We start from the raw sequence: 24,952 nt of genomic DNA, 5'->3' as shown, positions 1-24,952 counted from the left end.
TTATCGTTTTGTAATTGTAGCATCTGAATTCATGATAAGGTGTGCAACCATTGTATTAGCTGCCAACGTCGCACTATCCAGCTCATTTTGAGTCTGGTATTCTCCGAGTGAAAACCAGCCTTCAGATCGGGTTAAGTTGTCTGTAAATTTTTGTTTTTCTGAGTTTTGAAAAGCTAGTAGCAATTCTATTTCTTGTGCCTCTGCTTTACGACCAGTTAGTGACATGAATGCTTTCTGAATTCCTTCTTCCAGTGTGTCAGATTGCGAAATCAATTCTCCAATTTTCCTTGAAGCTTCTACAAATGCAGGGTCATTCATCAGAACCAGCGCCTGTAAAGGTGTATTTGTTTTCTGACGTCTTACAGTACACTCACTTCGTTCAGGTTGATCAAAAGTTGCTTGGGTTGGTAATGGAACCGTTCTTTTCCAAATAGAATAGAGGCTTCTACGGTACAAATCACTTCCATGATCTTGCTCATAGGCGTTCGAATTCATTTTCCACAAGCCTTTTGGCTGATAAGGGTGAACACTTTCTCCCCCAATACTATCGTTCAATAGTTGACTTGCAAACAAAATATTATCACGAAGCATCTCACTAGTTAATCGTTCTGCTGGACCTCTAGCTAAAAGTCTGTTTTCAGGATCAATTTCTCTAAGCTCTTCTGAACAAAATGAATTTTGACGGTAAGTAGCAGACATTACCATAAGCTTATGCAATGCCTTCACATCCCATTCATTTTCTATGAAATAGTGAGAAAGCCAATCCAATAATTCTTTATGACTTGGCAATTCTCCTTGGTTTCCGAAATCTTCAGAAGTCTTTACGATGCCTGTTCCAAACAAATTTTGCCAATAGCGATTAACGGCTACTCGGGCGGTAAGTGGGTGATTTGGGTCAAAAAGCCATTGAGCCAAACCAAGACGGTTTTTAGGGTACTTTTCAGAATAAGGAAAAATACGCTCGGGCACTTCTGGAAATACCTTTTCACCATAATTGTCATAGACGCCACGCTCCAAAACATAAGCCTGTCTCGCTTCATCCATCTCCTTCATTACCATCACATCTTTGACCTTCTGCATCTCATCACTAAGTTTCTTTTGCGTTTGATGCCAAGATTTTCTTTCCGCTAAAACATTCGCATTATTATGATTGAAATATTGCTCCCGAAGTGTACTTAATTCTGTTACTGAAAGATGAGAAGACTCCTTTTTCACTAAATTTCTATACAAAGCTTGATTACCTAGTTGTAGTACTTCAAAAGAAGAAAGACATCGATTATAAACCCGAATATCATCAACCAAACCACCTTTCAACCCTACTCCTCTCCATCTAGCCCCAATTTTCAAACCTGGCTCAATCGGTTTTTTATAGATGATATCTTCATAACTATTAAAAACAATTTCTTTATAAAGGTTATCTACAATGGTTTCTGTCTTTATTTCTTCACCATTCATGAATAACTTTAATCCATTTGCTTTGCTCGAACCATCATAAGTTAACCCTAATTGTACCCACTGATTTTTAGGAATTGTATCTAAACTATGTTTGACAATTGCATTATCGGGATAGGTATGTGCCATCACCAATTCTAGTTTGTCATCATTCAGGTAAAGTGAATAACCTTTCATACAATGAAGCATCACAGCCTTATTTTTATGAAAAATCACACCTTCATGTAGTGAATCTGGAATATTCACCCAAACAGAAATACTAAAAGCTTCCGTTCGTCCAAAAGTACCGACAGGTTTCAAATCGAGCCAATCATCGCCATTGAAACGCAATGCTTTACCAAATTTCCCTTCCACAAAAGGTAATTCTTCCCCTTTACTAAAGTTTCTCCCTGTTTTCCCTACTTCTTTTCCTTTGCTATTTCTTAGGTGTTCATCTAAAGAAAATGAAGCTACCAAACCATTTTGAAGCGTTTTTTCATACTTATACCTCTCACTCTTAACCCATTGTTTAAAGTCAGATTCGCTTTCTTGAATTTCTGAGTCAATCTTTTCCTCTGATTCTTTGGCTACCTTATTTAGAAAAGAGATAATTTCTTCCTGTTCTTCCGTGGGTAAAGACAGATTAGGGACTGGTACATCATCTGTTCCCCACGAAACCTGCCCTGTTTCATTCTGATTATTGAAAAAGCTGTACAACTCATAAAAATCCTTCTGCGAAATTGGGTCATACTTATGGTCGTGGCACCTCGCGCAGCTTACGGTCATTCCTAAAAAAGCTGTTCCAAGTACAGACGTCCGATCTGCCACATACTCCACTCTAAACTCCTCATCTACAATTCCACCTTCAGCATTTTGCGGATGTAAACGATTGAATGCAGTTGCTAACTTTTGCTCCTTTGTAGCATTTGGCAATAAGTCTCCAGCTAATTGCCAAGTCACGAACTCGTCATAAGGTTGATTCTGGTTAAAAGCTTCGATCACCCAATCGCGCCACGGACTCATATCTCGGTAACGATCAACTTGATAGCCATGTGTATCCGCAAACCGTGACAGGTCCATCCAATCTGTCGCCATTTTTTCTCCATAGTGCGAAGAATTCAGCAGACGATCTACTTGTTTTTCATATGCATCCGCACTCTCGTCTTTCTCAAAACGCTCTATTTCTTTTTGAGTAGGTGGTAAACCTGTCAAATCCAATGAAAGTCTTCGAAGCAATAAGCTTTTAGAAGATTCCGCAGAAGGTGTTAACTCTTCATTTTCCAATTTCTCTAGTATAAAATGGTCAATCGGGTTTCTCACCCAACCTTCATTTACTACATTTGGAATATCTTGCTTTTTGGGTTTAACAAATGCCCAATGTGGCTCATAATTCGCCCCGTCTTCAATCCACTTGACAAGTGTTGCCTTTTCTTCTGCACTCAACGTAAGTTTAAATGAAGGTACAGGCATGATCAAATTTGGATCGTCAGTAATTATTCGATGAAAAACTTCACTTTTTTTCAAGTTTCCAGGCGTGATTGCAACCTTCCCTGGAGTTTCTGGCAATTCCGCAAATGCTGTTTCTTCTCCGTGTAGTTGCAAACCAGCTTCTATTTTTCCGTTATCTGGACCATGACAAGCATAACACTTGTCTGAAAGAATTGGCTTCACATCTTTATTAAAATCCAATTGGTCCGGCAAGTCAGCATAAACCAAGGCTACATCTTCCGGTAGTTGTGGTTGACAACTAATTATTAATAAAGAAAAAAGTAAGTAATAGTAATAGCTAAACAATTTCATAGTCTCATTTTTGACCAATAGTTTTTGGCTGTTGTGATACCCAAAAATGAGAAATCGAGAACCCCAAGCATAAAAAACGACATAGACTCTATATAGACTACTGTACTTTTTACACTAAAAATATATGAACAAATCATTCTATTTCACCATTTTTGAGGGACTTAGATATAGACATCACGAACTTTTTAAAAATGACATATAGATTTTCACTCTTCATTTTTTTCAACACTTTATTCACCCCTGTCTATGGGAATCTAGACAATTTACCCCCTGCATTGGAGTGGATTGAACTCACAAAGACAGACTCTATCAAATCTTCATACTCTCAAATAACCATTTTGGAACTTGAAAAACTGATTGAGGATAGCTTCACAAATAAGGATAGTTTGGGTGCGATTAAGTATCTAAATAAGTTAGGTTCGGTCTACACCAATAGAATAGATTATCAAAATTCTTATGAAAGTTATTGGAAGGCACTTTTACTCGCTCAAAAGTTAGGTCACCTCAAATCTCAAACTCAAAGTCTTATCGGACTTGGCATTTTATATAGTCTGTATGACAGGCGAGACGAAGCACTCTCTTATTACCAAAAGAGCTTAAACCTTAGCAAAGAATTATTGAGTCATGGACAAATTGATAGTCTGTACCTTGTTAAGAACTTCTACATTCTTGCCGTTCATCATAGATATGATCATCAAATCGAAAAAGCAGAATCTTACCTAGATAGTTGTACACTTTTCAGAAATACAGCTATAGAAACTGATATGGTAAAAGCTGAAAGAGGTTATCTGACCTCTTTGAAGGGCGAATTTCAAGATGCTGAAAACATATTATTATCACTTGAAAAAAAGATCACAGAGAGCACTCCCACTTACCTTGTATTTTTCTATTCATTATTAGGAGAAATGTATTTAGACTGGGAAAACGACATTTTGGCTGAAAAGTATTTCATTAAGTCTATCCAACAAGCTCAAATTCACTTAAGTCACCTTAACTTTCTTCCGACAAATTATAATCATCTTGCTAATATTTATACCCGAAAAAAAGATTACAAAAAAGCAAATCAACTACTAAAAACAGCTCACGAACTTGATACTTGGCTTTATAGTAGCCTTAGCCCCAATAACAAGTACATGCTTGAGATTAAAGATCAAATAAGAATTGCCGAAGCCAAACGTCAAGCGTTACTCAAAGAACAAAAAATTCAACATCTTGAATATGAAGATCAGCTATGGTTTATGCGTTTAATTATACTGCTTATCATTCTCATTTCTGCTATTGCAGGAACTATCCATTGGGGCTTTAACCTGAAAAAGATTCATGGAGTAAGACAAAATGAGTTAGAAGAAAAACGTAAACTTGAAGTAGCTAAAAATCAAGAAATATTAGCGGTTAAAAACAAAGAACTAACCAATACTACTTTACAAATTATTGCGAAAGACGAGCTTCTTCACCAAGTAAAAACTCAGCTCAAAACGGTTCAGAAGAAAGATGCAAAACCCGAAATAAGACAAATCATCAACTCCATAAAGGTCAATAAAGATATGAGTTGGCTTGAATTTGAAAATAGATTTACGGCAGTGAACAGCGACTTTTATACCAAACTACAAGAACGTTATCCGAATTTAAACCCTTATGATTTGAAAATTTGTGCTCTTATAAAGCTGAACTTCACAGCCAAAGAAATGGCTAAACTCCTAGGGATTTCGCCCGAAAGTGCAAATACAGCCCGATACCGATTACGTAAAAGATTAGGTATTTCAAAAGAAATTAACCTAACTACTTTCATAAATTCTATCTAAAAAAGTTGAACTGCTATCACAACTATTAACAGCTTAACTGTCTCTTTTCAAGCTCCATGACGTTGTATTTATGTAGTGCTGTGAGAATAATTATATTCTAGGAAGTAGTCTAACACAAAAGAACTTAGTCCTTACAACGGATTTGGGTCTAGGAAAATATTGTCTATTCACTGTTGGATAAGGAATACAATCGTTGATTAGAAAACATTGAATAATAAAAAAATCTATGTTTTTTTTTCTATTTCCTACCTTATTCGTTCTTTTGCTAAAATTTGGACCATTTTTACAGCAATTTTTTCAGACTTTTTAAAAGTCAATACACAACCACGTTTAATTAAGGAGTAAGTCTACAACTGAATCAGTTGGAGAGTTAGGTCTGATTAACACAGTTTCATTTAGTTTGCAATCTGCACCTAGGTGGAATCGATTAGTCATTTTTAACTTATAAACATTGAAAAAAAGTATGCTAGAAGGAACAGTTACAACAACACAGGAAGCAATCGATCTAGAACACCGTTATGGCGCTCATAACTACCACCCTCTACCAGTAGTACTTAACAGAGGTGAAGGAGTATTTCTTTGGGATGTAGAAGGAAAAAAATACTATGATTTCCTTTCTGCATACAGTGCCGTAAACCAAGGTCATTGTCATCCTCGTATTGTAAACAAACTTATCGAGCAGTCACAAAAACTAACGCTTACTTCAAGAGCGTTTCACAGTGACCAACTTGGAGTTGCAGAGAAATTCTTATGTGAAGTATTCGGATACGATAAAGTATTGATGATGAATACTGGAGCTGAGGCAAACGAAACTGCTATTAAATTGGCTCGTAAGTGGGGATACTTGAAAAAAGGAATTCCAGCAAATGAAGCTGTGATTGTAGCTGTAGAGAAAAACTTCCACGGAAGAACAACTACAATTATTTCGGCTTCAACTGACCCAGTTGCTACTACTGATTTTGGACCATTTATGCCTGGTTTCCAAATTGTACCTTACAATGATGTAGAGGCATTGGAAAAAGCATTGGAAAATCCTAACGTATGTGGTCTTTGGATGGAGCCTATTCAAGGTGAAGCTGGAGTATATGTACCAGAGGAAGGATATTTGAAAAAAGCAGAAGCAATCTGTAAGAAAAACAATGTTCTTTTCATGATTGATGAAGTACAAACAGGTATCGGTCGTACTGGTAAAATGTTGGCTTCTGATCACGAAGGAATTCGTCCTGACATGGTTATTTTAGGTAAAGCTATCTCTGGTGGTGCTTATCCTGTATCTGCAGTATTGGCAGATGATGAAGTGATGCTTACTTTAAAACCAGGAGAACACGGTTCTACTTACGGTGGTAACCCTGTAGCTTGTGCAGTAGCTGTTGAAGCTATCAAAGTATTGCAAGAAGAAAAACTTACTGAGAATGCAGAATACTTAGGTCAAATTTTCCGTGCTCGCATGGCTGAATTGGCTACAAAATCTGAATTGGTAAGCTCTGTAAGAGGTAGAGGTTTGTTGAACGCCGTTGTTATCAATGACTCAGAAGAAAGCTCGACAGCTTGGGATATCTGCGTGAAATTGAAAGAAAATGGACTTTTAGCTAAGCCAACTCACGGTAACATCATTCGTTTTGCTCCTCCTCTAACAATGACAGAAGAGCAATTGGAAGAGTGTTGTCAAATCATTGAGAGAACAATCGAAGAATTCCAGAAGTAATTCTCTAAATCTTCAGATTTAAGAAATATAGACCGTTTCTCTAGAAGAAACGGTCTTTTTTTGTACTTTAGAAAGTACGTTAAACTATAAACATCATTATTTTTTCAAACTAATATTTTTTCTAATGTCAATTGATGTAAAACAAATTCAAAAAAACTATGAGTTGTTCTCTGATCAAGAAATCGTAAAAATCGCAACTCATGATGTTATTAATTTGGCCCCAGAAGCTGTTGAAATACTAATTCAACAAATTGAAAAGAGAAATCTTGATGCTTCTTTATTAGAGTCTGTAAAGCTTCAAGCAGAACCTTTAAGTGAGAAAGAATTTAATGTTTACTTCCAAGCCATTACCCATATGAAATGTCCTGAGTGTGGCGAAAAAAATGGTACACTACAAGGTCATCTCATTCGTAAAGTAATGAGTTTTATAGTGCTCACTTATTCTTCTAAACGACCAATAATTTGCTGTTCAGATTGTGGTGAAAGTGAAAAACAAAGTTCGTTAATTAAAACGTTTTTATTAGGTTGGTGGGGACTGCCTTTTGGTATATTAAAAACACCTTATTACCTCATATCACATTTTCTTGATAGAGGAAAACTAGATCAAATTAGTGATCAAATTATCGCTGACTTTATTCATCTGAACTACCCTATAATTCGAAAAAACTTCTCCAATGAAGACGCTATACAAGAATTAGTTTATCACTATAATCACAAATCTTAGCCAAAATAATTGACACCAACGCTACTCTATGTTCATAATATCTTAAGCTAGAGAAGCTTAAAAATAAATCTATATTAATATTTTTAAATATTATTAATTAGATTTTGTACTGTAACTACTTGCAACTATATTTGAGTACCTAAATTTTTAAAAGACAATTTTTTATAGTCTAGTTTGAAACATTTTATCTATTTAAGTATTCTCATACTTTGCTGTACTTATTGTAAATCCTCTAACCCTAAAAATTCTATAGAGTTTGAGGTAAATAAGAAGCTACTTGGCGCATCTATTTCAGATACTACTCTAGGCTTTCAGCTAGAAGCTCCTGTTGGTTGGGTATCATATCCAAATGTAAATTCCACAGAAGATATTGTTAAACATATCTACAAGGATTCACTTTCGGAAGCAGCATTATCTATTACAGATCTTAATGTATTAGGTACACATGACCCTGCACAAGAGATCAGTGATAATACAGGGCACCTTATTGAGAGTATGAAATTAAATGTATTGGACACCACTAACTTCTATTATGAGGGACTAGATATTGTTCAATATACCTTTGGTAACGACAAATTGATGCTTTTTAGACTTAAGATGAAATCATCTAATTCAGTTTTGGTTGATTACATCGTTCCAACAGAGAATATCAAAACGCATTTACGTAAAGTTGAATCTTCAATTGGCTCAATACGAGTGAATTGATATTTGACATCTATTTTTATAAATTTTTACATTCATTTTTTTTAATTAAGTTAATCATGAAACAATTTTTCGTAAAATTGTCAGCTGTACTTTTGGCTGTTACTCTTTTTGCTTCTTGTTCAATCAACGAGCACATGGTAGGTAAAGGTGCTCAAAATGGTGTATCTGTTTCTAAAAAACAATGGTACTTCCTAAGCACAGGTCTTGCTAGATTGAACGATGTTGATACTCGTGATATGGCTGGTGATGCTACTGACTACACTATCGAAACTAAAGCTGGTTTCGTTGATTTGTTAATCGGTGCAGTTACTTTCAACCTTGTTGGAGCTAGAACTGTAACAGTTACTAAATAATTGAAATTCATTTAGTAATTATATTAAGGCTACTAACTCATTGTTAGTAGCCTTTTTCCATTCAAATACATAACATTGATCACACAACACATTTCTACTTAAAAGATAATTACCTTGGTTTCTTAACAAATCCTTATAAGCGACAATAGATTCAAAGCTTTTGACTGATCAGCTTATCTTTATGGTTCTTTTTATGTAATCAAAAGATTAATCAAAAATTTAAACGGTACTGTGGAGAATCAGAGACGAGCAATTGCATTATTTTCAGGAGGATTAGATTCATTGTTAGCTATGAAAGTAGTTAAAGACCAAGGTGTAGATGTTGTACCTATCAATTTTGTATCTCACTTTTTTGGAGGTAAAAATGAATTGGCAGAAAAGATGGCTTCACAAATTGGTCTGGAAGTAGAATATGTAGACATCAAACCTATCCACACCGAAATAGTCAAAAACCCACAGTTTGGACGTGGTAAAAACATGAATCCATGTATTGACTGTCATGGACTCATGATGCAATACTCTGCCGAAGAACTACTTGAAAAATTTGATGCTGATTTCATCATCAGTGGAGAAGTAGTCGGGCAACGTCCGATGTCACAAAACAAAGAAGCATTAAACACTGTAAAAAATATCTCTGGGGTGAAAGACCTAATTTTGCGACCAATGTGTGCAAAACACCTAGAACCTACCCTTCCGGAAAGAGAAGGTTGGGTAGACAGAGAAAAACTTCTTGACATTCAAGGAAGAAGCAGAAGACCACAACAAGCATTAGCTAAGAAATTTGGTATTACCGAATATCCTAGTCCGGCAGGTGGTTGTCTTCTTACCGATGTCAATTACTCTAAAAGACTCAAGTTAATTGAACAAGATGGCTATCTCGATGAAGAATTCAACGACCTATTCTACCTCATCCGCCACGGACGTTTTTATCGTTTTGACAACGGAAAATATCTATTTGTGGGACGCTCAGAAGCAGATAATGAGAAAATATACGAGTATAGAGAAGGAGCTTCCATCCAAATTGATACTGACAAAGTTGCTGGACCGTACATACTCGGATTTGGCGAACTAAATGAGGAGGAAATCAAATTTGCAAAAGAACTTTTCAGCAGGTACTCTAAAGTAAAAGGAAAAGAAAAAATCGATATTTTGGTAAATGGAAAAGCAGAACCATGTGAAGCTGTTGATTTGGAACAGCTGAACATACTAATCAAAAAGTATCAGGTTCAATAATTTTTTCCTTTCAGGCGAGAAAAAGCGACACCTTTTCTCGCCTTTTTTATTTACAAAAGACGGGTTCTTTTTGCTACAATTTATTCTTGATCTCTAATTTTCGAAGAAGAGCCTGTTTGGCAATATTTATCATCAAAATAGATAGATTTATTTGCTAAAACATTCTCTATTTATAGAAAATCTAAATAAATTTGCAGATCAAAAAACAATCCCATCTTTATTCTGTTATATGGAATTGTTAATCAAAAGATATTAAGAACACTTCTTGAATATAAATTTTAATACGAATGTTAAAGATCAATAATCTACAGGCTTCGGTTGAAGAGAAAGAAATCCTAAGAGGAATTAATCTTGAAGTAAAACCAGGTGAAGTTCACGCTATCATGGGACCAAACGGTTCTGGTAAAAGTACTTTGGCGTCTGTTCTTGCAGGTAAAGAGGATTTTGAAGTAGAAGGTGGAGACGTAGAATTTTTGGGTGAAGATCTTCTTGAATTAGCTCCAGAAGAAAGAGCACAGAAAGGTCTATTCTTAGCTTTCCAATACCCTGTAGAAATTCCTGGAGTGAGCAATGTAAACTTCCTAAAAACTGCTGTTAACGAAGTAAGAAAAGCGAGAGGATTAGAACCTTTTGATGCTGTTTCTTTCTTGAAAGAAGTAAAAGAGAAATCTAAAGTTGTAAATATTGACCCATCATTGATGAACCGTTCATTGAACGAAGGTTTCTCAGGTGGTGAGAAGAAAAGAAACGAGATCTTCCATATGTCAATGCTTGACCCTAAGTTGGCTATTCTTGATGAGACTGACTCAGGTTTGGATATCGACGCATTGAAAATCGTTGCTAACGGTGTGAATTCATTACGTGATGGAAATCGTTCATTTATTGTAGTGACACACTACCAAAGACTTCTAGATTACATCGTTCCTGATTTTGTACACGTACTTTACAAAGGTAAAATCGTGAAATCAGGTACTAAAGAATTGGCACTTAGACTTGAGGAAGAAGGTTACGATTGGGTAATCAAAGAGGCTGAAGAAGCAGAAAAGCAATAAGCTTTTCTTTCTTGCTCCAATTACATTGTGAAACTGTATGAGAATTTGATAGAAAATTCTCAGCAGTTCTTCCGACATTTTCTTTCTCAAATAAAAAATATCAACAATGAGTAAAGTTCTCGAAAATGCTGCTTTGAAAAGCGCTGCATTAGATCAATTCCACAATTGGGAAGCAGAACTCGATAATGAGGTAGAAAGTAGCTTGCATCAAATCAGAAAGCAAGGTGCTGAAGCTCTCTCTAAATTGGATTTTCCTTCGGTTAAAGACGAAGAGTGGAAATATACGAATATCAAGAAACTTGTTTCTTTAGAATATAACTGGAACAGAGGTTCTCAATTGACAAAAGAAGACATCAAGCCATTCATCTTTGATGGTCTTGAGGCTCATGTTTTTGTCTTTGTGAATGGTAAATTCAACGAAGAACTTTCTGACATTCAAGCTGACGAAAAAGCTATTATCTCTACACTTCAAGATGCACACAAATCGCATGCTGATAAAGTAGGTGAATATTTTAGCAAAATCGCTCAGCACGAATCACAGGCTTTCGTAGCAATGAATACTGCTTTCGCGCAAGATGGTGTATTTGTTCACGTACCTCGTTCATACGATCTTCAAAAGCCAGTATTGTTGTTGTACATCAATGATACTGCACAAGGTCCTGTAATTTCTCAGCCTCGTAACTTGATCGTTGCTGAAGAGAATGCTCACCTTACGCTAATTGAGCACACAGTAACTTTAGGTGAAGAAAACAGTTTGTTGAACACAGTATCTGAATTCTCTGTGGCAAAACATGCTCGTATCGATCACTACAAAATTCAGGCTGACAACGATAAAGCTGCTCAAGTTTGTACTACACACGTTGACCAGAAGGACGAAAGTAACTTCTCGAACACTGTAGTTACAATGAGCGGTCAATTGATCCGTAACAACCTTAACATCAACTTGGACGGTGAGCACTGCGAAGCTTACATGAACGGTTTGTATATGGTAGATGGCAAAACTCATGTAGATAACCACACTGCGGTAGATCACATGAAGCCTAATTCATACTCAAACGAGTTGTACAAAGGTATTTTAGATGGAAAAGCTAGTGGTGTCTTCAATGGTAAAATCTATGTAAGACCTCACGCACAGAAAACAAACGCGTTCCAATCAAATAAAAACGTGATGCTTTCTGAAGATGCTAGCATCGATACAAAACCTCAATTGGAAATTTGGGCTGATGACGTTAAATGTTCTCACGGTTGTACTGTAGGAGCAATGGACGAAGAGCCTTTATTCTACTTGAAAGCACGTGGTATCAACGAAGATAATGCAAAAGCATTGTTGATGTTTGCTTACTGTGCAGATGTATTGGATAGAGTAAAATCAGAGCCTGTGAAAAACTATATCGAAAAGTTGATTGCAGACCGTTTGAACTACGAATTCTTGTAAGAGATAAAAAATACTCTTCTTTAATAGATCTAAAGTCATCCTGAGCAATTAGGATGACTTTTTTTGACTTAACAATAAATTATTTTCTAAACTTTTAGCTAATAAACTCAATTTCCATAGAAAGGATTGCAATTTCTAATGGAGAAATAGTAATTTCGCTTTGTCATTTTATATCATAGAATGATATCCGTTCGTTCTATATTACAACGGATCATAATTTTAGGCGGCAGCAGGCGAAATTCGCACTGCGTAAATTCGAATTATAGCAATGCTAAAAAATCTGCTAATCAAGAATTACGCACTTATTAGGCATTTGGAGATCAATCCTGCTTCGGGGTTGAATATCATTACTGGTGAAACTGGAGCTGGTAAATCGATCATGCTTGGTGCATTAGGCTTACTTTTGGGAGAAAGAGCCGAATCGAAAGCACTTTTTGATCAAACTACTAAATGCGTAATTGAGGGCACTTTTGCAATTGAATCATACGATCTTCTAGCACTTTTTGAAGAACTCGAACTTGATTTTGAAGAAAACACAATTCTCCGCAGAGAAATTACTCCTTCAGGAAAATCAAGAGCATTTGTCAACGACACTCCTGTCCGATTGGAAGTGATCAAGCAAATTGGTATTAAGTTGATGGATATCCACTCTCAACACGACACCCTTCAGCTTGGGACAAACACCTATCAGCTCAACCTTTTAGATGTTTATGCAGGCAATCAAAACTTGTTAGCACAAACAGGAGAAGCCTACAGAGCTTATCAAAAAGTACAGAAAGCCTACAAAGACCTTCTTGATGAACACCAACGTGTTAAAGATGAGTTTGATTATAACCAATTTTTACTGAAAGAATTGACCGATGCTGAATTGGACGATCTTGATCAAGAAGAATTGGAAAAAGAGCTTGAAAAGCTAGAAAATGCAGAAAATATTAAAGTTAAACTAAACGAAAGTTTAGACACTTTAAGCCGTTCTGAATATGCAGTAGAATCTGCGCTAAAAGATGTTTCTCTCATTTTAAATCAACTCACCTCACTTTCTCCACAGTTTGAAGCGATTGCTCAACGTACGGAAAGTGCAATGATTGAAATTAGAGACATCGCCTACGAAATTGAAAGTGAAGAATCTGATCTTTTCTTTGACCAAGAAAGAATAGAGCAGATTAATGATATTTTGGGAAGCCTTTATTCCTTACAGCAAAAACATAAAGTTAAGTCTGTAGAAGAACTGATCACTGTTCGTGAAGACTTGCAACAAAAAGTGGATAAGGTGATTGGCTTTGACGATGACTTAGCCGAAATGGAGCAACAGAAAAATGAATGTTTTGAGCAATTAATGATTATCGCTCGTCAACTTTCTGAAGCTCGTAAAGTTCACCTTCCTCAAATGCAAGATGAGCTTAACGGTCATCTTCATGACTTGGGTATGCCAAATGGTCGAGTAGTCATGGAGCAATCTGAGCAAGAACCAGACGTTACAGGTATTGACAAGATTGAAATCCTGTTCTCTGCCAATAAAGGACGTGAACCACAACCTATGCGTTCAGTAGCATCGGGTGGTGAATTCTCTCGTTTGATGCTTGCTGTCAAATACGTAATGGCTCACAAAACAGCTATGCCTACTATCATTTTTGATGAAATTGACACAGGTATTTCGGGCGAAATTGCGATTAAAGTAGGACAAATGATGCGTGAAATGGGTAAACGTCACCAAGTGATTTCAATTTCTCATTTACCTCAAATTGCTGCAATCGGAGAAAAACATTACTTCGTTTATAAAGATCATTCTTCGGATAAAACGATCTCGAAGATCAGACCTTTGAATGAAGAAGAAAGACTCCAAGAAATTGCTCAAATGATTGGAGGAGCCAACCCGAGTGAGATGGCATTTAACAGTGCTAAAGAATTGATGGAGAGCTAATTCATCCGAATAAAATAAATTTCAAATCCCTTTCATTTATGTTAAAATGAAAGGGATTTTTTTATCAACTCGTTTAAATTTATTTAAACTTCACAGATTTTTACTCAAGAGAATATAAAAGAATGTAAATGCTCTAAAATGTTTTTTAACTAGCTGTCTAACAGATTAATATTGAATATAAATCAATATTAACATGCTAAAAAGAATCAGTTTTTTTTCGACTCTACTATGTACGCTTTCTTTTTCGAGTTTTGCTCAAGAACAAGAAAAAGAAGAACCTCCCACTCAAAAAGTTACATTACATGTCATTGATATGGAGTCTCAGAGTTTTCTACCTTATGCTCACATTCAATACGGTAAAAAAGTGGGCATTACCGATAAAGAAGGGAATATCACATTTGACCTAATGACCAAAGATTCTATTCAGGTTAGCTATGTAGGCTATAAGCGCAAAACAATCTACATAGATCATCAACTAACAAACGAAGATCATGTCTATGCTTTAGTCAGGCTTGAACCCGATACAAAAGTCCTTGAAGAAATTTCGGTATCACCTTTCCCCACAGACAAGGATCAATTCAAGCAAGCATTTTTATCGGATAAATTTAAAGAGACAAAAGAATATAAGGAGCAAATGAGACTGGTTCAGAACGCAAAGCAAAATCTAAAACAAGTTCAAAACATGCAGAGAAGTTTCTTGAAATCTTATGAAAAAGTTGGTCGAGATAGCTTCGAAACATTTAGAGACCAACAAAGACGGATGAATAAACCTCCGAATCTAGGTTTAACTTTTGGATTTGTATTTTAAGGGGAAAACATGGCTCGGATTGTATTCGAGCCTCTGTTTTTAAAATTCCTCATCCGGGAAAATTTTCTTCACCCTTCCAACTTCACCTGTATCCAACATCACTTTTATGCCGTGTGGATGAATTCCTGACTTTGTTAGAATTCTTTTCACAATTCCTTCAGTCAAATCACCCGTTCGCTGATCGGCTTTTAGTACGATAGCTACATACTGCCCAATCTTTACATCTTTCCTATTCTTGCCGTCCATTTCTTTATCGTTCTTTTTTGACAAAGGTCTGTATAATTTTTCGAATTAAACATTTCAAATAGTAGAAAAGTCAAACTTTAGTATAGTTTGAGTTATTTCATAAATTTACACTCAATTTAAACTTAGCTAAATTTTTAATCTACCTTAAAATATGAAAATACAGGCCTTATTCGTAGCGTCACTTCTTTTTACTGCTAGCGCATGCAATCTTCCAAATCCTTCTAAAGAAGAAGTAAAACAAGCAACTTCATCAACCCCTAAAAAAGCAAAAAAACGAGAAGGTACCATTATCACATATTACAAGGACACCAAAATCAAGAAAATAGAAACGACTTATAAAAATGGGATAAAAGAAGGTCCTGCAAAGAATTTCTACAAAAATGGTAAACTAAAAATCCTGATTACTTACAAAAATGGGATCAAACATGGTGTCGCTCAAAAGTACTACGAATCTGGTCAGTTGTACAGAGAAACAATGTACAAAGAAGGGGAAATTATAGGGGAAAGAAAGTTCTACCACAAGAATGGTGAGCTTAAAGCCATTGAGCCTTACAATCAGAAAGGAGACTTGTTATTTGGCACAAAAGAATTCAACTCAAAAGGGAAGCAACTCACAAAATATCCTACTATTAAGATTAATGAAATTGATAATCTTGTTTTAGGTGATGAAGTCATCCTTGAGTTTAGCCTTTCAATGAAACGTAAAAATGTCACATTTTATATTCCGCAAACTGATGACAAGATAACCAGCAACAATATTTTTGATAATAATATGGTTCCTTTAAAACCTCAAGCTGGGATTGCGAAATTTAGGATTCCTATTCCAAAAGGGATGAGTATTATGAAAAAACTTGAAGTAGCAGCAGAGTATACAACCTATGGAGGGGCTAAAAAATTAACTAAGACAAGCTACAATCTTGCCTTATCAAACTACTAAAAAATACGTCCTGTCTATTAACTACAGACAGGACGTATTTTTTTATAAAAGTATATCTAGCTTTTGCCTTAAGACATATGCAGAAGGCACATATTCTAGTCCTTTTTGGAAGACCCGTTTCGCTTTAGTTGTCTGCCTAGACTTAAAGTAATACATCCCTAGTTGGTCATACATTAAAACCAAGTTTTGTACAGGAATTTCATAATGAGTAGCAGGATCATACTTGTCTTCAAATAAGCTAAGATATTTTACTGCTTCACTTATTCTTCGTTTATGAACATTTGTTGAGACAAAATCGATATAGCAACTCAGTATAATAGATTCTATTTTAGGCTCTTTTTCCAATTTCGGATAACTTCCCAAGTACTTATTTACATACGCTAAGCGTCCTTCTGTTGTAAGTTGAGGTTTAGAGGCTTGTTGTAAGATACAAAATGAAAGTAACTCATAACCAATTACACTAGCCGAGTCATAAGACAATGCTTCTTCAACAAGAGGTAATGCTAAATCTCCTCTTCGCCTATTGAATTGCATTCTAGCTTGCTCATAATAGAAGTTGAAGTTGATTTCATTCAATGCTTCTTCATCCTCAACCTTTGAGAAAATCTGATGTATTTCATCATACTTTTGTTTGTCATTTTTATTCAAAAGATAATACTGAAGAAAACGATTAAACTCTCCTACAATCTCACTTCTATTAACCCCTGCCCTATCCATAAACTTCGAAAGCTTAACAACAGTCTTTGCATAATCTAATGATAAATCATCTAATGCGTTTAATTCCATAAAAATAGAAGCCATTAAGCTTTGCTCAATTTTCTTACTATTCACCAATCTATAAGCCTTTTCCATAGCGATACGACCTTTTTTGTATTCTTCCATTTGAATAGCAAAATAGGCTTCATTTGTATACATCATAGAAATTAGATCACTCATACTTACAGTTGAGTTACCGTAAAAATACTTGTGAAATGCACCTTCAATCCCTAATTGAGCAACATCATTTTTAGTAATAATCTTTTGCTCTATTAATTGCTGAACCATCACTTGCTTGGTGTGTAAAGGAATCATCTGATATCCATTTGCTGGAGAAGTAGACTCCATAATGATATTTTCTTTTCCAGGATATGCCATCAAATATACATGATTCGGCTCCTCCTTTAGAGAATAAGGAATACCTAATTTCTCAAGAACAATTGCATAAATAGCCGTAGCTGAAACACAATTGTAATGCCCCGATACAAATATGTCTGAAAAAGTGATTTGATCTTTATATTGTGTAAAGAACACATCATGAACACTATTGTAAATAAGCTTTACTTGCTTCTTTGGTTTCTTACTCTGAACTCCTTGTTCTTGGAGCTTTGCAATAATTTCATCTATATGTTTTTGATAACGCTCAGGTTCATACTTTCCATCATTACCAATAATTCCCATCAATGGAACAATTTGACTAGAATCCTTTAAATAATTAGTAAAAGCTAACTTCTCATTTTCAGAATAAAAACTAAGGTGAGATACATCAGTATTTAATACTTGAGCTTTTAAACCATACCCAAAAGAAAAAAGTATACACAGAAAAAATAATCTAAAATTCATTCTTACCACTTTAAAAAAGACGATTCTTCAAAGTTCTAAAGTTAGAGTATTTGAAATATAATATTGTATTTCAATACCAAAAAACAGAATATGATCGAAAAAACCAGAGGAACAAAACTATTACAAACATTTAATTGTCAATTAATTAAATTCATATTTCTTTAAACATAATTTTAAATTTCGGTAGCGTATTTTTTACAACCCTAACATAAATATGTATGCAGGTAAAAAAAGGTATAATCCATCTTTTATTATTTCTAGTAAGCATCCTACTGATCAACTGTAATAAGTTGAATAAAAAAGACGATCAAAGTGTTCAAGAACCTAAAAATATGACTTCGAAAATCGGTTATGATTTAAGTAAAGAAAATGCTTTATACCATATGCCTGTAGACCTTATGGAGCTTTCGGGTATGACTTATTGGAAAGAAGAAACCATACTCTGTGTGAATGATGAAAAAGGTAAAATTTATGGTTTTAATCTTGAACAAGATGGTCTAGTCTTTTTACACAGTTTTGATAAAGATGGGGACTATGAAGGCATAGCTCACAAAGAAGAAAATATATATGTCATTCGTAGTGATGGAAAGCTCTACTCTTTTGACATGCAATTCAATAAAGTTAAAAAGTATGATCTGCCTTTTACCGATGAAAATGACATAGAAGGTTTATGTTTTCATCCTGATTCTAACTCACTTTTTATAGCGCTAAAAGGTGACTCAAACGTGAAGGGTGAAAAGAAAAAGAAATACCATGCAATTTATGAGTGGAGCTTAAAGAGTAAAAATCTTCAAGAACATAAACCCGTTATAAAAATTAAGGATAAAGAGTTAAAACAGTTTGTAGATTATAAAGGGAATTTCATGCCTTCTGGTATTGCCATGCACCCTTACACACACGATATCTATATTATTTCGCATAGAGCAAAGTTACTAATTGTTTATGACCCAAAATTCAATCTTAAAGAGGTTATCAGGCTTGATAAAAAACTTTTAAAACAACCTGAATCCATCACTTTTATGCCTAATGCAGATCTGCTTATTGGTAGTGAGGGAGACCATAAACAACCCGCTGTAATTTTAAGATTTAAGTATTTAAAAGATCAGCTTTAATAGCTTATAATTCAAAAACAATTTTTCGATTATCACGTGAACATGCAACTATTCAAAGTAAGTACACCCTTTATTTTTCTATACCTTATTGGTTCATCCTCTTGTATACAAGGTGAATCAAAAACTGCTGAAGTAACTTCAGTACCGAAACAAGAAATTACAAGTTTAAAGTTTGAAAACCTTCTTAAAGACTCACTTGAATTCAGAGAAAACGTTGATGTGGTCATGAGTTATTTGGAAGTACCCAAATACACGACATTGCCAAGACACTATCATCCTGGTGAAGAGTATGTGTACATGCTTGAAGGAAAAGGTGAATTTTTATTGGAAGGACACAAACCACAAGTATTAAAAGCTGGTCAAGTCGTAAAAGTGCCATTTAAGAAAACACATAGTTTTTCTACCAAAGGTGAGTCAGTAAAAGCCGTTATTTTTAGAGTTCATGAAAAAGGAGAACCTGAAAGAATAATGGTTAAGTAAAATAGTTCTATAAAGAAATATTAGTATCTGAATGCCTTTTCAAACTTCACATTTACAGAAACTTCCTTTTATTTTGTTTTCTACCATATTGCAAACCTATATACCCCCACATTCTTATGCTAAATGAAATTCTGAAAACATTCATCGCCTTTTTTACAGTCATCGATCCAATCGGAACGATTCCTGTATTCATAGCTGTCACAGCGAGTAGTACTGCAGAACAAAAAAATAGAATGGCACTTAAGGCTGCTACTACTGCAGCAGGAGTGTTACTTTTCTTTATTGTGATTGGTGAATTAGTCTTGAATGCTATCGGGGTTTCACTTGAAGTTTTCCAAATAGGTGGTGGTATTGTACTCTTCCTCTTTGCACTTTCCATGATTTTTGGTGAAAGTAAACCTGAAGAAGAATGCTCGCATATTGATGTTCAAGATGACAAAGCCATATTTCCGCTTGCTATGCCTTCTTTGGCCAGTCCTGGAGCCATTTTAGCAGCTATTCTACTTACGGAAAATGAAAAACATACAATTACTGATCAGGCTGTCATTACAATTGTAATGCTATCCGTAATTCTGATTGCTTGGATATTTATGAGACTATCTTCAAAACTTTTTAAATACATTGGAAATAGTGGTGCCAGTATCATCAGCAGAATCATGGGCTTAATACTCACTGCTGTAGCTATTGACAATATTCTTTCAGGAATTACGATCTATTTTGGGTTGAATCTTTAAAGTCAGTTCAAATAAAAAACCACTGTAACTTATGATACAGTGGTTATTTACATTTTATACACTTCTATTTCTCTTCAGAGATAGATTCTTCTTTCACGACCAACTCATCCCCTTCTACTTGCCCATCTCTCATTCGCACTATACGTTTAGAATATTGAGCAATATCTTCTTCGTGAGTTACCATAATGATTGTATTCCCTTTTGCATGTAATTCATCGAAAAGATTCATTATCTCATATGAAGTCTTGGTATCCAAAGCTCCTGTCGGTTCATCGGCTAATATAATACTCGGCTTATTGACCAATGCCCTTGCTATGGCTACACGTTGTCTTTGCCCTCCCGAAAGTTCATTCGGTTTATGATGATAACGACTCCCTAAACCTACGTTCTCCAAAGCTTCCATTGCTCTTTCCTTACGCTCCTTCTCTCCTATACCAGCATAAACTAACGGTAATGCCACATTTTCAAGTGCGTTGTAACGAGGTAAGAGATTAAAAGTCTGAAAGACAAAACCAATTTCTTTATTTCTGACTAATGCTAAATCATCATTTGTCATTTCACTTACCAACTGCTCATTCAGCCAAAACTCCCCTGAAGAGGGGACGTCCAAACAACCAATAATATTCATAAGCGTCGTTTTCCCAGAACCCGAAGGCCCCATAAAAGCAACATACTCGCCTACCTCTATCTGAATTGAAACCTTATTTAACGCATGTACAGTTGTATCTCCCATCTGGTAACTACGACACAATTCACTTGTTTTGATTAATGTACTCATAAGCTCGGGAGATTAATATTGAATAATTTGTTGCTCTACAAAATCATACATCGTGAGCATTCTTAATTGGAAATATGCTTGCCAAAAATCTCGTAACGCATTTAAATAAACACGCTTAGAGTTATCTTTTTCCTGTAAAGCTAAATTCAAATCAGTAACACTGATATTTGCAACCAAATAACGTTCCTGTGAAATCTTGTAACGTTTTGTGGCTATTTCATCTCCTTTTTTTGTTGAAATAACTCTAGCCCTAAGTATTGGTAATTGCTTTGCTAAAGAATAGATTTCTTCTTCAAATATTTGCTCTTCTTGTTGAATTGTATTCTCTACTAATCGCTGATTTGCCATTGCAGATTTCACACTAGAATTTCTACGGTTCCAATCCAAAATTGGTATTCTAACGCCTACATTTACTCTCTGCTGATTCTGCGTATTCTGATAAATGCTACCTACCTGATCAGCTTGATTTGTAAAACCTATACTACCAGTTAATGTTACATTAAATGAATTTTCACGTTTAGCTCTAGTTACATCTCGCTCAGCCTCAAGTGAACGACGTTTAAAGCTCAAATACTGCTTTCTGTTCTTTCTCGCTTGATTTAAAGCGATATCAACATCAATATTTATAGTCGGAAGTTCTTCAGGTAGAATCAATTCGTATTGTTCTCCCTTAGGCAAACCGATAAAACTATTCATGTTCAACCTTCTCGTTTCTACTGACAATTGGGCATTAGAAACATCTCTTTCAGCACTCAATACATTAAGTTCTAATTGTAGAAGCTCATTTTCAGCAATTTTACCTAGGTTATAACGCCCTTTACCAATCTGATAAACTTGTTCATTATTTATCTGATTCTGAGTCGCGATCTTCAAATTGATTTGAGCTAAAAGCAATGAAAAATAACGTTGGGTAGTTTGAAAAGACAATTGTTCAAACTTCTCGGCATATTCCTTTTTAGACTCTTCCAATTTAAACGGCTCGATTTTATTTCTCCATTTAAAGGAATTAAAACCAAACAATGGCTGAGTAAAACCTAAAATCAGAGGCGTACCCGCATAAAAAACACCATCACTTTCAGTTAAAATATTTGTTTGCTGAAGGCTTGATCTTAAAAAAACACTACCTCCTGTCCACAGGATATTCTGACTTAACGAAAGCCCTAAATCACTATACACATTACTTATTTCTCTAAACTGTTGTGTACCATCGGGCTGTGTGATAGGTTCAATTGCTCGGTTATAATTCGGTATCGTTCCTGAAAGACTCAAACTAGGTTTCAAGTCAGCTCTAAACCTTTGATAAGACCAATAGCTATTTTCTTTTTTATTTTCAGCCTTTTTTGCTTCCAAAGAATTTTCTTTAGAAAAGGAAATCGCTTGATCTAAAGTTAGGGTATTCTGAGCTACTGATTCAAAGCCAAAAATTGTAAGAATCAGAGTAAAAAATAAATATATCTTTTTCATAATTAGCTTTGTTTATCATTCGTATCTCAACGACTCAATTGGATTCTGTTCTGCTGCTTTTCGAGCGGGCATAATACCAAAAAGTACACCTACAGAAGCGGCCACTCCAAAAGAAAGAAGAACAGATGAAGGTGAAACAATGGTAGGTATATCTGCAAATTGGCTAATTACCAAAGACATACTTACCCCAAGGATAACTCCAATCAAACCGCCCGAAAGACTGATCAAAACTGCTTCGGCTAAAAATTGAATAATAATGTCTTTTTTCTGTGCCCCTAAAGAAATTCGAAGTCCTATTTCTTTAATTCTTTCCATTACTGAGGCAAGCATAATATTCATAATCCCGATACCTCCAACAACTAAAGATATACCTGCAATGGCTCCTAAAACGATATTGAAAATATCTTTAGTACGTTGTTGTTGCTTAAGTAAAAGTTCTGGAATCATGATCTCAAAGTCGATCACATCATAATGCCTACGACTGAGCATGCGTTGTAGAATTTCAGCTGAGGATGATAATTGAGATGTTTCCGATACTTGAATTACCAACTTGTCTAACTGATGATAGTTAGAAGGAACTGCTTTTGATTCTTTTTCATCATCATCACCTTCCATACTCGCTTTTTCGATGGCAGCTTTCGTTACTCTTGTTCGATCTTTATAGCGGATAAGCATCGTTGATATTGGGATGTAAACATCTAGATTGGCATTTCGGATACCTAATCCCTCAAGATTAACATCTGCAAAATGACGTTCACCAAGAACGCCTATTACCGTAACCCACTGCCCCCCACACTTTATAAGCTTACCGATTGGATCTTGCTGACTAAAAAAACGCGTTGCAATAGATTTACCAATGATACAAACAGCATCACCATGTTTCAGATTATGATTAGAAAACATTTTCCCTCGTTCCAAATCAAAATCATAAACCTCAAAATAAGCAGGTTCTACGCCAATTAATTTAGCTGACCTTCTGATTCCATTTTTCACAATATTAGTTTCAAGTTCTATCTCAGGACTCAGCAATGAAATATTTGGTAGAACTTCTCTAATATTTTCAACATCTGACATCTTAAGTCCTGGTGAAAACTTTTTCTTTTCCGCAGGCTTATCATCATCTAGGTTTTCCTCTTTTTGCTCTACAATTGGAGTAATCACGATATTATTTACCCCAATTAGTTTCATTTGATTAAGGATTTCTTGTTGAGCGCCATTACCAACAGCAAGCATTGCAATCACGGCTCCAACCCCAAAAATAATTCCGAGTGCAGTCAATACCGACCTCACCTTATTCGCTAGAATAGCTTCAAGGGCGATTTTTAGATTAAATAAATATCTTTCCACAGTAAAAAGATCTAGGTCAAAAAATTAGAGTGTACTTAATGCTGTTTCTTCAATACCATTAATCTTACTTAAGGCTACATTACTTCCCTCTTCAACTCCAGCTTCAATAATAATATATTGATCATTGGCATCACCAACCACAACTTCTTGCTTCGTGTAAGAGAATCCATCTTTAAGAATTACATAAGTGATCGAGTCTCCTTGAGAATGAAGAGATTCTAATGGGATATACAAACAGTCTTTAACCTCTTTAGTAAGAATCACATTTGAAGTAGTCATTGCTGGACGTAAAATTTCATCCACTTCATTAATCAGTACCAATACTTCATAGACTTTGCTATCTGTATTTGGTTTTTGTTCTCCAATATTTGCGACAGACTGCACTTCTCCAGTTAAAGCTTTATCTGGAAATGCATCTAGCCCTATAGAAACTGTTTGCCCGATTTCAATCTTACGAATATCAACTTCGTTTACATAAGTACGAGAAACCATTTGTGACATATCGGGTAGAGTAGCTACTCTAGGATTCCAAGTTCCGATCTGATCCCCTGATTTAATCTTCTTACCATTCCAGTTTTTAATATATATCACCATTCCATCTTCTGGAGCTGTAATCGTAAGCTGATTTTTCACCTCATCATAAATCTGAACTTTCCTTTTAGCCATTTCAAGTTTGGCCGTTGCTGCCTGCATTTTTGCAATCATCTGTTCCTTTTTCACATCATAATTCGCCTTCGCTTGCTTGAGATCTCTTTCAGCTTTAATCACATCCATTTTGGCTTGCTTGATTGTTGCAGGTGGCTCAAAAGCAGATTGCTCTAACTTAATTCTTTTCTCTTCTACAGAAAATCCTAGATTGATCAGTTTATCTCTAGCTTCTCTGAGTTGCAAAGTCGTATCCAGTTTAACCTGTGTATACTGAGATTCTTCCTTTGTGAGATTATCTTCGCTGTTTTTAATCTTATCCTCCAAAGAAGATGCATCCAATTGGGCTACATAGTCACCCTTCTTAACTTGAGTTCCTTCAGGAATCAGATCATTGATATTAATCTGCCAAATCCCAGCCTTTCTTAAGCCTGTACTAGGCCCTAAGATATCCACTGAACTTTTAGCTTCAAGCTCCCCAGTTGTACTTACTTCAATTTTAATATCCCCTTTTAGGACTTCGGCATATAAGATTTCATTTTCTTCAGTTGAAGGGACAAACAACCAAATTAATAATCCGGCAATAACTAATCCTGTACCAAGCAGGCTGTACTTTTTCATAATTAAAAATATTGGGCTCT

At 35.4% G+C, this 24,952-nt stretch carries 21 protein-coding genes; 14 read left to right on the top strand and 7 right to left on the bottom strand.

Annotated features, from left to right (window positions below; all coding sequences use genetic code 11):
- Nucleotides 1-3,231 carry a DUF1553 domain-containing protein gene (locus BC781_RS12670; RefSeq protein WP_109618243.1) on the bottom strand — a complete coding sequence of 1,077 codons (3,231 nt, stop codon included), beginning with the start codon at nucleotides 3,229-3,231 and terminating at the stop codon, nucleotides 1-3.
- Between the two features lie 191 nt (nucleotides 3,232-3,422).
- On the opposite strand from BC781_RS12670, the gene BC781_RS12665 reads away from it, so the two are divergent.
- The 10 genes from BC781_RS12665 to BC781_RS12620 all read left to right on the top strand — a co-directional run bounded on the left by BC781_RS12665 (nucleotide 3,423) and on the right by BC781_RS12620 (nucleotide 14,969).
- Nucleotides 3,423-5,033, top strand: a complete 1,611-nt coding sequence (locus BC781_RS12665) for a tetratricopeptide repeat protein (protein WP_109618241.1) — start codon at nucleotides 3,423-3,425, stop codon at nucleotides 5,031-5,033.
- 463 nt (nucleotides 5,034-5,496) lie between these two features.
- The gene (gene rocD / locus BC781_RS12660) at nucleotides 5,497-6,738 is read left to right on the top strand and encodes an ornithine--oxo-acid transaminase (protein WP_109618239.1); all 1,242 of its coding nucleotides are present in this window, start codon (nucleotides 5,497-5,499) and stop codon (nucleotides 6,736-6,738) included.
- A 124-nt stretch (nucleotides 6,739-6,862) separates the two neighbouring features.
- Nucleotides 6,863-7,462 carry a hypothetical protein gene (locus tag BC781_RS12655; protein WP_109618237.1) on the top strand — a complete coding sequence of 200 codons (600 nt, stop codon included), beginning with the start codon at nucleotides 6,863-6,865 and terminating at the stop codon, nucleotides 7,460-7,462.
- 174 nt (nucleotides 7,463-7,636) lie between these two features.
- The gene (locus tag BC781_RS12650) at nucleotides 7,637-8,167 is read left to right on the top strand and encodes a hypothetical protein (RefSeq protein WP_109618235.1); all 531 of its coding nucleotides are present in this window, start codon (nucleotides 7,637-7,639) and stop codon (nucleotides 8,165-8,167) included.
- Between the two features lie 56 nt (nucleotides 8,168-8,223).
- Entirely contained in the window at nucleotides 8,224-8,520 is a 297-nt protein-coding gene (locus BC781_RS12645; RefSeq protein ID WP_109618233.1) for a Bor/Iss family lipoprotein, read from the top strand.
- A gap of 231 nt (nucleotides 8,521-8,751) precedes the next feature.
- The gene (locus BC781_RS12640; protein ID WP_109618231.1) at nucleotides 8,752-9,753 is read left to right on the top strand and encodes a tRNA (5-methylaminomethyl-2-thiouridylate)-methyltransferase; all 1,002 of its coding nucleotides are present in this window, start codon (nucleotides 8,752-8,754) and stop codon (nucleotides 9,751-9,753) included.
- A 287-nt stretch (nucleotides 9,754-10,040) separates the two neighbouring features.
- Entirely contained in the window at nucleotides 10,041-10,805 is a 765-nt protein-coding gene (gene sufC, locus BC781_RS12635) for a Fe-S cluster assembly ATPase SufC (protein ID WP_109618229.1), read from the top strand.
- Nucleotides 10,806-10,911: 106 nt separating this feature from the next.
- Nucleotides 10,912-12,240, top strand: coding sequence for a Fe-S cluster assembly protein SufD (gene sufD, locus BC781_RS12630; RefSeq protein WP_109618227.1), 1,329 nt, complete (start codon nucleotides 10,912-10,914; stop codon nucleotides 12,238-12,240).
- A 268-nt stretch (nucleotides 12,241-12,508) separates the two neighbouring features.
- Complete coding sequence (gene recN / locus BC781_RS12625) at nucleotides 12,509-14,161, top strand: DNA repair protein RecN (RefSeq protein WP_109618224.1); 1,653 nt, start codon at nucleotides 12,509-12,511, stop codon at nucleotides 14,159-14,161.
- A 193-nt stretch (nucleotides 14,162-14,354) separates the two neighbouring features.
- A complete protein-coding gene (locus tag BC781_RS12620) occupies nucleotides 14,355-14,969 on the top strand; it encodes a hypothetical protein (protein ID WP_109618222.1) in 615 nt (204 codons plus the stop codon).
- A 39-nt stretch (nucleotides 14,970-15,008) separates the two neighbouring features.
- On the opposite strand, the gene BC781_RS12615 is transcribed toward BC781_RS12620, so the two are convergent.
- Entirely contained in the window at nucleotides 15,009-15,215 is a 207-nt protein-coding gene (locus BC781_RS12615) for a YwbE family protein (protein WP_109618219.1), read from the bottom strand.
- 151 nt (nucleotides 15,216-15,366) lie between these two features.
- Here BC781_RS12615 and BC781_RS12610 point away from each other — a divergent pair, with 151 nt between their 5' ends.
- Complete coding sequence (locus tag BC781_RS12610; RefSeq protein WP_109618217.1) at nucleotides 15,367-16,152, top strand: toxin-antitoxin system YwqK family antitoxin; 786 nt, start codon at nucleotides 15,367-15,369, stop codon at nucleotides 16,150-16,152.
- 42 nt (nucleotides 16,153-16,194) lie between these two features.
- On the opposite strand, the gene BC781_RS12605 is transcribed toward BC781_RS12610, so the two are convergent.
- Nucleotides 16,195-17,751, bottom strand: coding sequence for a hypothetical protein (locus BC781_RS12605; protein ID WP_109618214.1), 1,557 nt, complete (start codon nucleotides 17,749-17,751; stop codon nucleotides 16,195-16,197).
- 218 nt (nucleotides 17,752-17,969) lie between these two features.
- Between BC781_RS12605 and BC781_RS12600 the strand changes: the two genes are divergently transcribed.
- The 3 genes from BC781_RS12600 (at nucleotide 17,970) to BC781_RS12590 (ending at nucleotide 20,077) form a co-directional block, all read left to right on the top strand.
- The gene (locus tag BC781_RS12600; protein ID WP_109618212.1) at nucleotides 17,970-18,863 is read left to right on the top strand and encodes an SdiA-regulated domain-containing protein; all 894 of its coding nucleotides are present in this window, start codon (nucleotides 17,970-17,972) and stop codon (nucleotides 18,861-18,863) included.
- Between the two features lie 42 nt (nucleotides 18,864-18,905).
- Nucleotides 18,906-19,343 (top strand): cupin domain-containing protein, encoded by a 438-nt coding sequence (locus tag BC781_RS12595; protein WP_109618210.1) that lies wholly within the window; start codon nucleotides 18,906-18,908, stop codon nucleotides 19,341-19,343.
- A gap of 116 nt (nucleotides 19,344-19,459) precedes the next feature.
- Nucleotides 19,460-20,077 (top strand): MarC family protein, encoded by a 618-nt coding sequence (locus BC781_RS12590; RefSeq protein ID WP_109618208.1) that lies wholly within the window; start codon nucleotides 19,460-19,462, stop codon nucleotides 20,075-20,077.
- Nucleotides 20,078-20,141: 64 nt separating this feature from the next.
- On the opposite strand, the gene BC781_RS12585 is transcribed toward BC781_RS12590, so the two are convergent.
- From BC781_RS12585 to BC781_RS12570, 4 genes are read right to left on the bottom strand one after another with little or no spacing between them, the layout of a single operon-like run.
- The gene (locus BC781_RS12585; protein WP_109618205.1) at nucleotides 20,142-20,855 is read right to left on the bottom strand and encodes an ABC transporter ATP-binding protein; all 714 of its coding nucleotides are present in this window, start codon (nucleotides 20,853-20,855) and stop codon (nucleotides 20,142-20,144) included.
- Nucleotides 20,856-20,867: 12 nt separating this feature from the next.
- Nucleotides 20,868-22,319 carry a TolC family protein gene (locus BC781_RS12580; RefSeq protein WP_109618203.1) on the bottom strand — a complete coding sequence of 484 codons (1,452 nt, stop codon included), beginning with the start codon at nucleotides 22,317-22,319 and terminating at the stop codon, nucleotides 20,868-20,870.
- 15 nt (nucleotides 22,320-22,334) lie between these two features.
- Nucleotides 22,335-23,666, bottom strand: coding sequence for an ABC transporter permease (locus tag BC781_RS12575; protein WP_109618201.1), 1,332 nt, complete (start codon nucleotides 23,664-23,666; stop codon nucleotides 22,335-22,337).
- A gap of 24 nt (nucleotides 23,667-23,690) precedes the next feature.
- The gene (locus BC781_RS12570; RefSeq protein WP_109618199.1) at nucleotides 23,691-24,932 is read right to left on the bottom strand and encodes an efflux RND transporter periplasmic adaptor subunit; all 1,242 of its coding nucleotides are present in this window, start codon (nucleotides 24,930-24,932) and stop codon (nucleotides 23,691-23,693) included.
- Between the last annotated feature and the right edge of the window lie 20 nt (nucleotides 24,933-24,952).

Origin of the sequence: Sediminitomix flava (assembly GCF_003149185.1) — a bacterium.
Lineage (GTDB): Bacteria > Bacteroidota > Bacteroidia > Cytophagales > Flammeovirgaceae > Sediminitomix > Sediminitomix flava.
The sequence above is the reverse complement of the archived record's forward strand: the minus strand, read 5'-3'. Positions and strand labels throughout refer to the sequence as shown.